The organism is Bacillus sp. DC4300-2b2 (assembly GCF_049895685.1).
Taxonomy (GTDB): domain Bacteria; phylum Bacillota; class Bacilli; order Bacillales; family Bacillaceae; genus Bacillus; species Bacillus safensis.
This window is the reverse complement of the sequence record NZ_JAFCSW010000001.1, coordinates 499,811-512,898: the sequence shown is the minus strand read 5'-3', so window position 1 is coordinate 512,898 and position 13,088 is coordinate 499,811. Positions and strand designations below refer to the sequence as shown.

General features: G+C 43.3%; 12 protein-coding genes. 5 read left to right on the top strand and 7 right to left on the bottom strand.

The annotated features are described in order from the left end of the window. Positions 1-62 precede the first annotated feature (62 nt). Positions 63-851, top strand: coding sequence for a PAS domain-containing protein (locus ACP69X_RS02625; RefSeq protein WP_041087908.1), 789 nt, complete (start codon positions 63-65; stop codon positions 849-851). 69 nt (positions 852-920) lie between these two features. Here ACP69X_RS02625 and ACP69X_RS02620 read toward each other — a convergent pair whose 3' ends face one another. After that, positions 921-3,698: a DEAD/DEAH box helicase gene (locus ACP69X_RS02620; protein ID WP_041087910.1), complete on the bottom strand. Its 2,778-nt coding sequence runs from the start codon at positions 3,696-3,698 to the stop codon at positions 921-923. Beyond that, positions 3,685-5,292, bottom strand: a complete 1,608-nt coding sequence (locus tag ACP69X_RS02615; RefSeq protein ID WP_073978886.1) for an SWIM zinc finger family protein — start codon at positions 5,290-5,292, stop codon at positions 3,685-3,687. The genes ACP69X_RS02620 and ACP69X_RS02615 overlap by 14 nt, the downstream gene beginning before the upstream one ends. Before the next feature lie 186 nt (positions 5,293-5,478). Between ACP69X_RS02615 and ACP69X_RS02610 the strand changes: the two genes are divergently transcribed. After that, complete coding sequence (locus ACP69X_RS02610) at positions 5,479-5,622, top strand: hypothetical protein (protein ID WP_003214884.1); 144 nt, start codon at positions 5,479-5,481, stop codon at positions 5,620-5,622. Positions 5,623-5,738: 116 nt separating this feature from the next. Next, positions 5,739-7,058, top strand: coding sequence for a UDP-glucose dehydrogenase family protein (locus ACP69X_RS02605; protein WP_426052395.1), 1,320 nt, complete (start codon positions 5,739-5,741; stop codon positions 7,056-7,058). Between the two features lie 33 nt (positions 7,059-7,091). Here the strand turns inward: ACP69X_RS02605 and ACP69X_RS02600 are convergent, their stop codons facing one another. The 5 genes from ACP69X_RS02600 to alsS all read right to left on the bottom strand — a co-directional run bounded on the left by ACP69X_RS02600 (position 7,092) and on the right by alsS (position 11,361). Then, positions 7,092-7,631 carry a chromate transporter gene (locus tag ACP69X_RS02600; protein ID WP_370333235.1) on the bottom strand — a complete coding sequence of 180 codons (540 nt, stop codon included), beginning with the start codon at positions 7,629-7,631 and terminating at the stop codon, positions 7,092-7,094. Next, positions 7,628-8,209 carry a chromate transporter gene (locus ACP69X_RS02595; protein WP_041087916.1) on the bottom strand — a complete coding sequence of 194 codons (582 nt, stop codon included), beginning with the start codon at positions 8,207-8,209 and terminating at the stop codon, positions 7,628-7,630. Before ACP69X_RS02595 ends, ACP69X_RS02600 begins: the two co-directional genes overlap by 4 nt. 16 nt (positions 8,210-8,225) lie before the next feature. After that, on the bottom strand, positions 8,226-8,702 hold the full coding sequence (locus tag ACP69X_RS02590) for an Lrp/AsnC family transcriptional regulator (protein WP_024423684.1): 477 nt from the start codon (positions 8,700-8,702) through the stop codon (positions 8,226-8,228). Between the two features lie 152 nt (positions 8,703-8,854). Continuing rightward, positions 8,855-9,625 carry an acetolactate decarboxylase gene (gene budA / locus ACP69X_RS02585; RefSeq protein ID WP_024423683.1) on the bottom strand — a complete coding sequence of 257 codons (771 nt, stop codon included), beginning with the start codon at positions 9,623-9,625 and terminating at the stop codon, positions 8,855-8,857. A 35-nt stretch (positions 9,626-9,660) separates the two neighbouring features. Next, complete coding sequence (gene alsS / locus ACP69X_RS02580; protein WP_041087918.1) at positions 9,661-11,361, bottom strand: acetolactate synthase AlsS; 1,701 nt, start codon at positions 11,359-11,361, stop codon at positions 9,661-9,663. Between the two features lie 150 nt (positions 11,362-11,511). Here alsS and alsR point away from each other — a divergent pair, with 150 nt between their 5' ends. Together alsR and ACP69X_RS02570 are read left to right on the top strand one after the other, a co-directional pair. Beyond that, a complete protein-coding gene (gene alsR / locus ACP69X_RS02575; RefSeq protein WP_073978888.1) occupies positions 11,512-12,399 on the top strand; it encodes an acetoin biosynthesis transcriptional regulator AlsR in 888 nt (295 codons plus the stop codon). A gap of 59 nt (positions 12,400-12,458) precedes the next feature. Then, entirely contained in the window at positions 12,459-13,076 is a 618-nt protein-coding gene (locus ACP69X_RS02570) for a flavin reductase family protein (protein ID WP_041087922.1), read from the top strand. The last annotated feature ends 12 nt before the right edge of the window (positions 13,077-13,088 follow it).

The window sequence follows — 13,088 nt, the reverse complement described above, 5'->3', positions numbered from 1 at the left end:
AACATCATATAATTTAATTAAGAATATAACCCGCTTGTAAGGAAAATAAGGAGAGTAAACGAATGGCGCTGGAATCTTATAAGTCCGAAAATCTGCATTTAATCAAGGAAGCCTTGGACTATACTCAGGTTGGCCTGACGGTGACGGACCCGTCTTTACCTGATAATCCTTTAATATATGTGAACAAGGGCTTTTTAGATATGACAGGCTATCAAGAAACCGAAGTATTAGGGAGGAATTGTCGTTTCCTTCAGGGTGATGAAACTGAACAAATCGCTCTCAAACAAATTAGAACAGCCATTGAGAACAAAGAGGCTGTCACTGTTCAGCTGAAAAATTATAAAAAATCTGGACAAATGTTTTGGAACGAGTTAAGTGTCGCTCCTCTTTGGATTGACGAAAATGAAGGGAAACGTCTTTATTTCGTTGGTCTGCAAAAGGATGTCACGAAAGAGAAGGAACAGCAAGAGCTTCTTGAGCAATCAATTGATGAAGTGCTGAATATTTCTGTCCCAATCGTTCCGGTGAAAGATGGGATCTCTGTGTTACCGATCATTGGTACATTAACAGCACCAAGATTTGATAAGATCATTTCAACGGTTTCCACCTATATCTCTCAATCCAAGGATGATTATTTTATTGTCGATCTGTCCGGATTATTAGAAGTGGATTCATTTGTGGCTGATGCGATCTTTAAGCTGAACGATTTGATTTTAATGACGGGTACTGAACTCATTGTGACAGGAATTAAACCGAATCTTGCGATGAAAATGGGAGAAATGAGAGAGGACTTCCGTGAATTAAATACGTATATGAATGTGAAATCTGCATTGAAAAAACTGAACATTTAGCTTACGTTTATATGAAATAAAAAAGAGGACTTTTCATGAAACTTGAGAAAAGTCCTCTTTTTGCTGTAATTAAGATGATTGAGCGGCGGCACTTAAGGTAAACAAATCTTCGAGTTCATTTGTTGATAACTCTGTAATCCAGCTCTCACTTTGAATAATTTGATCATTTAATGTTTGTTTTGTTTCGAGCATTTGATCGATTTTTTCCTCGATTGTGCCCGTTGTGATCATCTTATGGACGTGAACAAATCGTTTTTGTCCAATCCGATAAGCTCGGTCTGTCGCTTGGTTTTCCACAGCAGGATTCCACCATCTATCGTAGTGAATGACATGGTTTGCGGCGGTTAGGTTGAGTCCTGTTCCTCCTGCCTTTAAAGAAAGAATTAAAATGTTGAATTCTTTCTTCTGGAAGCGGTCCACCATTTTGTCCCGCTCCTGTTTTGAGAGGCTGCCATTTAAAAATTGGACCGGTTCTCCAAACATCTTTTCTGCCAGCTGCTTGATCATGTTGCCCATTTCAATATACTGCGTAAAGATGAGGCAGCTTTCTCCTTGCTCATGTATCGCTTTTAACAGCTCTGCGAGTTTATCCATTTTTAACGAACGTTTCAGCAGTTTCACATCTGTTCCACTCTCTTTTAAATAGAGCGCAGGGTGATCACAAATCTGTTTGAGTCTGCCAAGCATACTTAAAATAATGGCTTTTCGCTGCATCCCTGTTAATGATGCCATATGTTCAAATGTATCCTTCACGAGCTGTTCATATAAAGACGCCTGCTCAGCGGATAGCGGAATGAATTCTTTTTCTTCGAGTTTCTCAGGCAGGTTCAGGGCGACTTCTTCATCTTGTTTTGTTCGTCTTAATAAAAATGGTTTGATCAGCTGCTGCAGCTGTTCAATTCTTTTTTCTTCACGGTCTTTTTCAATTGGAAGGACGAACTTTTTATGGAAGCCGGTCAGGCTGCCGAGATATCCTTTGTTGACGAAGTCGAATATGGACCAAAGTTCTGTCAAACGGTTTTCCATTGGTGTCCCGCTGAGGGCAATGTGATGCTGTCCTTTGAGCTGTCTAATCGCTCTCGATTGTTTTGTATGAGCGTTCTTGATGTTTTGGGCTTCGTCTAAGCAAATGGTATTCCACTTTGCTGCCGTTAATTCATCACGATCAGAATGTGAGAGTCCATAAGATGTCAGAACAATATCTGTGGACTCGTATGCTTTTGTGAAGTCCTCTCCCTGTGGACGTGCTGGGCCGTAATGCAGGGCAACCTTCAAATGTGGTGCGAATGTTTCGAGCTCTCGCTGCCAGTTTCCTAAAACAGAGGTCGGCGCAATGATGAGAGAGGGAGCGGCATTTTGCTCCTGCTCCTTCAAATACGTGAAATACGCGATCATTTGAATCGTTTTTCCAAGGCCCATATCATCTGCTAAACAAGCCCCAAATCCATGCGATCTTAAAAATAAAAGCCAGTTCACGCCATGCTGCTGATACGGACGCAGTGTGCCTTTAAAGGACTCACTCATTTCGTATGAAGGCAGCTCGTGCGTATCATTTAATTGGTGGACAAGCCCTCTTAATTGGGATGAAAGTTCAAATTGAATATGGGCAAATGCTGAACTGTCCAATAGCTCTGGAATCGATTCAGAGGAGGCTTCTTGATCTGCCAGTTCGCGTGACAAAATATCAGACATGTGAAGTCCTTCGTTTTCGGCACGCTCCATCCACTTTTTCATTTGCTGGATGAAGGTCGGATCTATTTTGATCCATTGTCCTCGAATATTGACAAGGCGTCGTTTGCTTTGGACAAGCTCGTTGAACTCATCTTCTGTCAGTTCAATGCCGTTTGTAGCAAAGCGCCAATTAAAATCCATTAATGCGTCCATTCCGACATGCGATTCGCCTCGCGGTGTAGAAGAGATCCTTGCTTTTAACATCATCGTACTGTCTTTAACAATTTGCCACCACGATGGGAGCAGAATCTCAATACCCATATTAACAAGGGTTTCACTCGCTTCAGATAGGAAGAGCCACGCCTCTTCTTCTGACATGAGTGTGGTGCCAGATGTGAAAGAAAGCCAAGGGACAATTTGACTGAATCGTTCCAGCTCTCTTGAAATTTTATCTTGATACGGATGCCAAGACCTTTTCAATGAACGGATGCCTTCAAAAAAGTGAAGGTCACTGTTTTTCTTATCTCGCAAAAACAATTCGATTTTCCAATCATCTCCGTCAAAATCCGGCTCATTTAAGCGCAAGCCGACAGTGAACGGCGTCTCATCATCTATCCAGCCAATCGTCTCCAAGAAATCCTGCTCATCTAGAAAATGTCCTTGGAAGGTTGAGAGCGCAGGCGATTGTGCGTTCATGTGTTCCCATTTGTGCTGCAAGGTATCATCATATTGAATGTAATCCTGTACAGCAAAGGAGAACCAATCAGCCGTATAGCCATCTAATAGGCCTTCTTTATCTTTAAACCGAAGCTCGCCTTTTGTCCACGCCTCATAATCGGGAACGAAATCTTCGTCCTCGATAAATTCGAAAATGGTGGAGGCTGTTTTCATCAGTGGCTCCGTTTCATCTGTTAAGGTCACATGACTAAACGTATTAAATGAATTTTTACCAAGCAATTCAACGGTCATCCAAGGGCTTAACAGGAAGGCAGGTGTACCAATAAAGCTGACATCTTCTAAGAATGTTCCGTAGAAAGAAGATTCGTGCCATTGGAAAAGCTGCCTCTTCATTTCATTAAGCGGAACAGGGTGTCCGTCCTCTGCTTGCGCTGAAATGGTGAAAGAGAAATCTTCTGTTTGTTCTGCATGAATGACAATTTGTTTATGGCGTGTCATCAATCAATTTTCCTTTCTTCATTTCCTCTTGGAACGCACGCAGCCGTTTTGTTGAATCTTGCAGCTGCTTTACATACCTTTCCCAAATCGCGTTTTTTTTCGTTTTATGATAAAGCGTGCGCAGTTTCTTCAGCATTTTCACAGACTCTCGATAAGCACTTCGATTCTTTTGATCGAGAAGCAGTGAGATTTCACGGTGGTACGATGGAATGAGGGCTTCTGGCTCCTCTTTTGCAATCTGTTTGATCAGATCCTTCTCCAGTTCACTAATGGTGAAACCAACAAGGCTGTGAATCTCAATCCATTCCGCATAACGCTGCTGTGTATACAATAGCTGACTGTATTCTGTAAACGCATAGGGCATACAGATTTGGAGATAGCGTTCATATAAATGATGATCCTTCGTCTGCTTAAAATATGCATCTAAATAAAAGAAGAAATCACTGACAGCCCCCCGCAGTTCTCTGTAGGAAAGGTCGAGCTGGCAATATTCCTCTAATATATAGGTGATTTCGTGATACCAGAGCTTGAGCCGCTTCCAGTCTTTTCGGTTTGTGAGATCCTTCAGCCAATTGAGCACATTTGGTAGCATATCCGCATTGAGCAGCTGTAATTGCTGAAAGAGGCTTTCATCTTCTTTCAGTAAATAGTCCATGTGCATCAGCCCGATGGTACGTTCAACCGTTTGTTCTTTTTTCTGGGCGTTCTTTAGTAATTCTGTTTCTTTTTTGACCCATTTCCCTCTATTTAATATGGTGCCCCAAATCTCCATAAAGACCGCTACTCGTTCATGCTGGAAAGGTCCATTGATTTGAAGAAGTGTGCGAACGGCAGTTGGTGTGTTTTCAAGAAACGGATCGAGGGAAAAGGAAAGGGCATATGTCTTCAAATGATCCACTGAATCGAAAATGGTGTTCATGAGCTGTTCTACATATGGATTCATGGAATAAAAGTCTTTTTCGGCATCAAGGCGGCCGAGGTCGACGAGTTCATGAAGCCTCAGCCATACATCGATCGACGTATGAATCGCATACAAGCTCTTGAATTCAGGTGAAGCAGGTGCGTGTTTTTTTAGAATCGATAAATAGCCATAATACAAATGCTGCGGTGTTTGCTGGTGCTTCGGTGTCCGTTTCAGCCAGAGGTTAAATTCCTCTTGGAAAAAAGTCAGCCAGCTTTGGAGCGATTGTTCGTCTGGGCGCTTCACTTGGAAGTGCTGGCGAATTAGTTCTTTGCTGCGCTGTAATTCATCCTTTTCTGACCAATTTTCTGTAAATCCGGTTACACTCTCTACTTGAGCGTATAGCGAAAAGAAGACAGCGAGAATGTGTTTACAAAGTCCATCTGCTGGACATGAGCAGCTGCTTCTCACAGGAAACAGCACATGAAGGTGGACTCTTGCTGCCACGACATCATGTACATAAGCTGACCATTCAGTATCAGACTCTTGCTTGAGCCGATATACGCTGTCCTGTCTATAAGTAATCAATGCTTTTTTGATGAGTTGTTTGTTTTCATCTGTTGCAGGAAGAAGTTCTTTGATCTGTTCGGCTGTTTGTTTGATTTCTTCTTCGTTGATGTTGTGCTGAAGCATTTGATCCGCTCCTAACCAAGTAAAAGATTCCAATTCTTTTATTATAGCTCAATGGGGATTTATAAAAAAGTTTTTCATGAAAATGGTCATAAATTTCAAAAGCTGTCGAATGATGTAATAGAGTATTGCATAAACCAACCTTACAGCATATAATAATGAAATTAGTGGAATCGAAAGGATACAGACATGGATAATAAGGGTTTAAATCAAGAAGAGTTTTTAAAGATTTTGATGTACGCTCATGATATTGGTGAAAATTCAAATGATGTCACAACAAAAGAAATGCTTGAAAATCTGATTGCTCATATTCGAAATGGTCTTGTTTCATAAAAGTGACCCCCTGCTAGTGATGGCGGGGGGTTTTTGTATGCTTTTAAGAATGGAATGAAAGCTCCCGGCATACGATGTCATTACAAGCATAAGGAGTATGGGGAGCTGATGGTGTCATGAATATTGCGATTGCAGGCTGTGGGTATGTGGGGCTTGTGACAGGTGTGTGTTTAGCGGAGGCAGGACATGATGTGGCGTGTATTGATATTGACCGCCGAAAGGTCATGCAGCTGAAACAGGGAACTCCCCCAATGTATGAGCCCGGGTTAAAAGAGCTATTGAAACGCAACCTTGAGCAGGGACGAATTCATTTTCACATAAATGGAGCGGAAGCCTACACGAAGGCAGATGTATTAATGATCGCGGTCGGCACCCCGCAGCAGGCAGATGGCCAAGCTGATTTACAGTTTGTGTTTCAGGCTGCCAAAGAGATGGGCTTAAAAGCAAAGTCAGGGGCAATTCTTGTGGTGAAAAGTACGGTGCCTGTCGGAACGGGGGATCAAATCGATCAGCTCATCCATCAAGAATTAGGACGGAAGGAGCCATTAGCTATTGCATCTAACCCAGAATTTTTACGGGAAGGCTCTGCCATTTCAGATACATTGAGGGCGGATCGGCTTGTGATTGGTGCTGAAACAAAAGCCGTATTAGATCAGCTGGAGGACATGTATGCTGACTTCCACCTTCCAATGGTCAAAACAGACCGTAAAAGTGCTGAAATGATCAAGTATGCATCAAATGCATTTCTGGCGACAAAAATCAGCTTTATGAATGAGATTGCCTCCATTTGTGAAAAAACAGGGGCTGATGTTGAATGGGTGGCGCAGGGAATGGGGCTTGATCAGCGGATCGGTTCTTCCTTTCTAAGAGCGGGCATTGGTTACGGAGGTTCTTGTTTTCCGAAGGATACAAATGCACTTGTCCAAATTGCAGGGCATGTGTCCCACGATTTTGAGCTGTTAAAGGCTGTCATCAAAGTAAATAATGAGCAAAGGATAGGTTTTATCCGAAATATTCAGGAGCGGCTGGGGGCAGCTCTTGAAGGGAAGCGAATTGCGCTTCTTGGTCTGTCCTTTAAACCGAATACAGACGATATGAGGGAGGCACCATCTATTCCGATCGCTCATGAGCTTCATGAATTAGGTGCGGAGCTTGTGGCGTATGATCCTGTTGCTGCTCGGCATGCAGCTCGTGAACTGCCGGATCAAGTCTTATTTGCTCAAACGATTGAGGAAGCGATCAAGGATGCCGATGCGGTCTGTCTATTAACAGAGTGGGCGGATATTCAGTCGTTTCCACTCGCGTCCTACAAAAAATGGATGAAGCAGCCGCTTATTTTCGATGGACGAAACTGTCATACACTTGAAGCGGCAGAAGAAGCAGGGGTCGAGTATCATTCGATTGGGCGCAGATCAGTTTCTCCAATTTATATGTAAAAGAAAACCGATAACAGTGAATGTTATCGGTCTTTATGAATGCGGCAGAATGAACCCACCATATAAGAAAGCAGCCACAATAAGAAAGGCAGGGTGCAGCTTGAATTTGGTCATCAAGAAAAAGGAGATCGTGGCAATGGCGAGAGATTGTGTCCAGCCGATGGCTTTCACTGCATCTCCGCCGATTTCCCATGTTAATAAAAGCATCATCATCGCAATGACAGGCTGTACGGATAAGGTCATGCCTTTTACGACGGGAGATTGGCGAAAACGGTCAATGAGCTTGAGCAATAAAATGAGTCCAGCAGCGGAAGGCAGAACAGTTGCAAGCAGTGCCACGATAAAACCTGGCCAGCCCATGACGTCATAGCCGACATATGCTGCAATCTTCGTAGCGATTGGCCCCGGCAGTGCATTGGCTAAAGCCAGCATATTAGAAAATCCTTCGTTCGTCATCCAATGAAAATGATTGACGATTTCTTCATAATTGAGCGGGATGGATGCAGGGCCTCCGCCATATCCTAATAGATTAGATAAAAAGAATGCCCAGAATAAAAAGAGAATCAGTATCATGAAGACACTCCTTTCTCTTTATTTGACCGATGCCAGCGATTTTTCAGCTTAAAATGAAAAGCGCCATAAAATAAAAAGATCATCACAATGATTCCTGGATGAATGGACAGCACTTGCAGCCCGACAAAGGCAAGAATGAATAGAGCGATCCCGAAGATCATGCCGAAGCCTTTCAGCGTTTTTTGTCCAAACTCATATGCCATGATGCCTAACAGAACGGCAATGACAGGGGTCACAGCACCAATCATATTTTGAATGATTTGTGAGGAGCTTAAGACGCTGACAAGTGTGACAAGGGCTACCATAGCGAGACATGTCGGTAAAATATGAGCAGCTGTTGCGACAATTGCGCCAGATACGCCCTTTAATCGATAGCCGAGGTATGCCGACATTTTGGTTGCAATCGGGCCTGGTAATGCATTGGCGATGGCGAGTGTTTCTCCGAATTCGTCATCGTTGATCCATTGATATTTCACCACCGCTTCATGGCGAATAAGCGGTATCACGGAAGGGCCTCCGCCAAAACCGAGAATCCCGGTTCGCACCATAGCGATAATGAGTTCGATATATGATTGCAAGTGGTTCAACTCCTGTCTACAATTTCATGCCCATGCGGCTTTTGTATCGTTTAATGAGCATTTGGCAGTCCACACTGACGACACCTTCTAGTGGGTATAGCTTTTTTGTCAGAAATGTCTCCATTTCCTGTTCATGTTGAAAAATGCCATGCATATGCAGCTTGCTTGGTCCTGTCATATGATAAAGACTTGTGACAGCTGTTTCCTTTTCAAGCTGAAGGGCAACCGCTTCTAAAAATTTCGGCTCTACCTCTACATTAAAGAAGACAGAGACATGAATGCCAACCTTCGCGGGGTTAATCACAGCGGTGAATCGTTCAATGACCCCTGCTTCAACGAGCTGCTGAATGCGGGCTTGTACGGCAACACGTGACAGACCGACCTGTTTGCCGAGATCTGTATAAGACATGCGCCCGTCCTCGTGTAATAGGGATAAAATTTGTTTATCTCTTTCGTCCAATGTTAAGTTCGGAATGCTATAGTCTTTTGACACCATATAACCACCTTTCTTCTGTTGATATTCTATCATATTTAATTACGTATAGAATGGTTGATTTCTCATTTAGTATCGAAACGAAAACGTTACGGGCGAAAAAACATCTTTATGCATAAAAAGACACCCCGAGCTCATCGGGGTGTCTTCATTTATTGATCCGGGCTGCTTTCTGCACTGGCAATTTGCTGTGCAAGGTCAGCTCGATCAATGTCAGCTTGGAAGAATTCCTGCGTATTCGGCAGGTGTAAATTCATATGACGTTTTTGAGAAATGCGAATGGTGACTTGATCAACGGTGTAATCAAATACGTGTCCCCCAACACTTCGATCTTCATCAATAAAATGAAGGTGATATCCACTTACCGCAATGCCGTGGGCGTACTGTGGTGTACGGAAGCCTGCGATCGTACCTTGAATATCCTCGAAGTCGAAAATAGGCTGAGACTTGACTGCTTCTACCATCGGAACGTAAGGTTTTTCCTGTTTTTCAACGGTACGTGTTTGAACCTTTTTGAAAGATCCATCAATGCGGACCGCATAAAAGATATTCTTACTTGGTAAAATGCGGTCGATTTCTTCTTCAAGTTCTTTGGACGTCATAGGTGCATCAATTCGATGAACGATATCTGTTTCAAAGAATGCTAGAGAGCAGAATGGTGAATAATCTTGATTGGTGACCGGTGTCGCTGTTCCATCCGAGCGCAGCCGGTAAAATGCGCCGTCAAAGCCGATCAGCTCTCCATCTAATTGATTGAATGTACCGATGCCAAAATCACCGTGTTCAGGAATATGCGCGAGGGAGAAATCTCCATCATATACGGCTTCCAGCAGGGAGGTCATTGTCGATACTTGATAAACCTCTTGCTGTTTGTCATGCTGTCTTGTGTCATTCTGTTGATTCATTGGGTGCATCATACCCATATCCGCTCACTCCTTTAATGTAATGTATCGAAGACTTATCTGACGTTCACTGTGTGTTTTTTGCGATAGACTTCTGGCCATTTTTGACTGGCGAGGTCAGGGTTATCTTGATAGTCAATCGGAATGTCAATGATCACGGGTCCTTCTATGTTTATACCCTTTTGAAGGACGGTTGAAAGCTCCTCAGGTGAGTTGACCCGTAATCCAGTCGCTCCAAAGCTTTCCGCATATTTCACTAAATCGATCTGCCCGAATTCAACGCAGGATGTACGGTCATATTTCATTTCCTGCTGGAACGCAACCATGTCATATGTGCTGTCGTTCCAAACAAGGTGAACGAGGTTTGTCTTTTTGCGGACAGCTGTTTCTAACTCCATTGCGGAGAAAAGAAAACCGCCATCACCCGAAACCGAAATAATCTTTTCATCTGGATTCAATATAGATGCCGCAATTGCCCATGGTAATGCGACGCCTAATGTTTGCATGCCGTTACTCACCAAGAATGAGTTCGGTTCATAGACGCGGAAGTGACGGGACATCCAAATCGCGTGAGATCCGATATCACATGTGACCTTTGTGTCTTCAGGAATCAGGCGTCTTAATGTATGAATGACATCCAGCGGGTGAGCTCGATGACTTTCTCTTTCTGGTGCCTTTTCAATGTCGCTTAATAGCTCCTGTAATTCAGTGACTAATTCTATGTTCTCTTTGCATAGAGAAAGAGGAACACTGTCATGCGCTAGATGTTTGACGGTTTCAGAAATATTGCCTACAAGTTCAAGCGCTGGCTCATAAAAATGGTCAATATCTGCCTGCATGTCATCAACATGGATGATCTGGCGCTGCTGCGGCTGAAGATTCCAATGCTTCGGATCATATTCGATTGGATCAAAGCCAATGGTCAAAAGGACATCTGCTTGTTCAATGAGAAGGTCACCCGGCTGATTACGGAATAAGCCGATTCTGCCTACATATTGAGACTCGAGCTCTCTTGAGAGAACGCCGGCTCCTTGGTACGTTTCAACAAATGGGATACCAAGTGTTTTTAATAATGCTCTTGTGGCATTTGCAGCAGCTGGACGACTGGCTTTCATTCCCACAATCGCAATAGGTAAGTGTGCATTTTGAATTTTGGCGATAGCCGAACTGATGAGAGCATCCGGTGCAGGACCTAATTCTGGAGAAGGGTGAGCAGACACTGCTGTTTGTGTGGTGTGTTCTGTCACGACATCTTGTGGAAAGCTGATAAATGCTGCTCCAGCCTGCCCTTTTTGTGCCGCGCGAAAAGCATTTGTTAATGCTTCTGGTATATTATGAACGTCTTGTACTTCAACGCTATATTTTGTGACTGGTTTGAATAATGCCGCATTGTCGAGTGATTGATGTGTTCGTTTCAAACGATCCGCACGAATGACGTTTCCAGCGATTGCGACAACAGGATCACCTTCTGTATTGGCTGTTAATAGACCTGTTGCTAAATTAGATGCACCAGGACCTGATGTGACGAGACAAACACCTGGTTTGCCAGTTAGTCGTCCGACAGCAGCTGCCATAAAGGCTGCATTTTGTTCATGTCTGCATAGGACAAGCTCTGGACCTCTGTCTTTTAATACATCAAATACAGCGTCAATTTTTGCACCTGGAATGGCAAAAACATGGGTCACACCTTGAGCAATCAGCGTATCAACAATCAACTCTGCTCCTCGTCTTGTTAGGGGTTGTGCTTGAGATTTCATTTACCCCGCACTCCTTTCGGCAAGTAAAATTTTTTATGAAAATATATTTTCATGATATGATTTACTATACATTTCATAAAATAAAATTTCCAATATATGTTTAACATAGTTTTGATATGTTTCACGAATAAGTGTGTGAGGAGTGAAAGGATGGAACTGAGACATTTGCAGTATTTTGTCACAGTAGCGGAGGAGCTGCATTTCGGCAGAGCAGCCGCCCGGTTGAATATGACACAGCCTCCACTTAGTCAGCAAATTAAGCAGTTTGAGGAAGAATTGGGTTTTCCTTTATTTCACCGGTCGAAACGGGTGGTGGAGCTAACAGCTGCTGGAAAGGTCTTTTTACATGAGATTCGGGGAGTGCTGCAGCAGCTTGATAAAGCGGTTGATCATGCCCGTCATACAGCAAGAGGAGAGCTGGGGAAAATCATCATAGGTTTTGTTGGAACTGCGACGTATGATATTCTGCCGCCCGTTGTTCGTGAATTCAGGGAGCTGTATCCCTCTGTCAGTATCGAGCTGCAGCAGCTTTCTGTTCCGCAGCAGCTAGAGGCACTATTAAATGGTGAGATTGATATCGGTTTTTTACATCCTACATCGCCGCATGAAGAACTAGTCAGTCGTTTAATGAAGCAAAGTGAATGTATTTTTGCGATTCCAAAAAATCATCGATTGGCTAATAAAGAGACGGTCACGATTGAAGATATCCGTCATGAACCGATTATCTCTTTATCACAGGAATCATGGCCATCCCTTTATCAGCACTTTGTTCTGCTATGTGAAAAGTACGGGTTTTCTCCAAATATTGTGCAGGAAGCGGCGGAATATCAAATGATTATTGGCCTTGTCACAGCAGGGATCGGTATTGCAGTGATTCCAAAATCAGCCCGGCGTTTATTTAATCTGGATGTTGTATATAGGGCGATTGAGGATGAACAGCTTCTGGCGGAATGGACGATTTCCTATAGACGGGAAAATCATAATCCTGCTTTATTTCATCTTGTCCACCATATTCTGCATCGCACCGAGCTGGAATAAGAGGTATAGGGAACGGGTTATGGTATGATGTCGTTACATTAAAAGGAGGCGTACTTGAATTGATTACATTGCAAATGGATCAGCTGTCACGAAAAGAGGCATATAAATTATTATCTGGTTCTATCGTTCCAAGACCGATAGCGTTTATTACAAGTCTATCTAAAGAAAATGTCGTCAATGCCGCACCATTTAGTTTCTTTAATGTCATCAGTGGACACCCGCCGCTCATTGCGGTTTCTATCGGACGACGTGAAGGTCAGATGAAAGATACTGCGCAGCATATCATCGACAGGGAAGAGTTTGTCGTTCATGTGAGTGACGAAGACATGATAGAAGATATTAATGAAACAGCTGCTACACTGCCGGTTGAAGAGAGTGAGCTGGAACGAACCGGTCTTCATCAAGTAGAGAGTCATGTCATTTCAGTGCCGGGGATCAAGGAAGCGCGCATTCGTTTTGAATGTCAGCTGGAAAAGCATCTCACCTTTCAAAGTGATGAAGGGGAGATCACGGTCGATCATATCATTGGCCGGGTTGTATGTGCACATTTAGATGAGGGTGTTTATGATCTAGAAAAAGGCTATGTTTCTACTAATGAACTGAAACCAGTCGCGCGACTAGCAGGTAATGATTATGCCCATTTAGGCACGTCATTTGTGCTGAAAAGACCACAGTAATAGAAAAACCCC

Bases quoted from the DNA above. Each gene is read 5' to 3' on its own strand.
- ACP69X_RS02610 (WP_003214884.1), top strand. From the start codon at position 5,479: ATGGATAATAAGGGTTTAAATCAAGAAGAGTTTTTAAAGATTTTGATG.
- ACP69X_RS02620 (WP_041087910.1), bottom strand. From the start codon at position 3,698: ATGACACGCCATAAACAAATTGTCATTCATGCAGAACAAACAGAAGAT.
- alsR (WP_073978888.1), top strand. From the start codon at position 11,512: ATGGAACTGAGACATTTGCAGTATTTTGTCACAGTAGCGGAGGAGCTG.
- ACP69X_RS02600 (WP_370333235.1), bottom strand. From the start codon at position 7,631: ATGATACTGATTCTCTTTTTATTCTGGGCATTCTTTTTATCTAATCTA.
- ACP69X_RS02625 (WP_041087908.1), top strand. From the start codon at position 63: ATGGCGCTGGAATCTTATAAGTCCGAAAATCTGCATTTAATCAAGGAA.
- alsS (WP_041087918.1), bottom strand. From the start codon at position 11,361: ATGAAATCTCAAGCACAACCCCTAACAAGACGAGGAGCAGAGTTGATT.
- ACP69X_RS02615 (WP_073978886.1), bottom strand. From the start codon at position 5,292: ATGCTTCAGCACAACATCAACGAAGAAGAAATCAAACAAACAGCCGAA.
- budA (WP_024423683.1), bottom strand. From the start codon at position 9,625: ATGGGTATGATGCACCCAATGAATCAACAGAATGACACAAGACAGCAT.
- ACP69X_RS02605 (WP_426052395.1), top strand. From the start codon at position 5,739: ATGAATATTGCGATTGCAGGCTGTGGGTATGTGGGGCTTGTGACAGGT.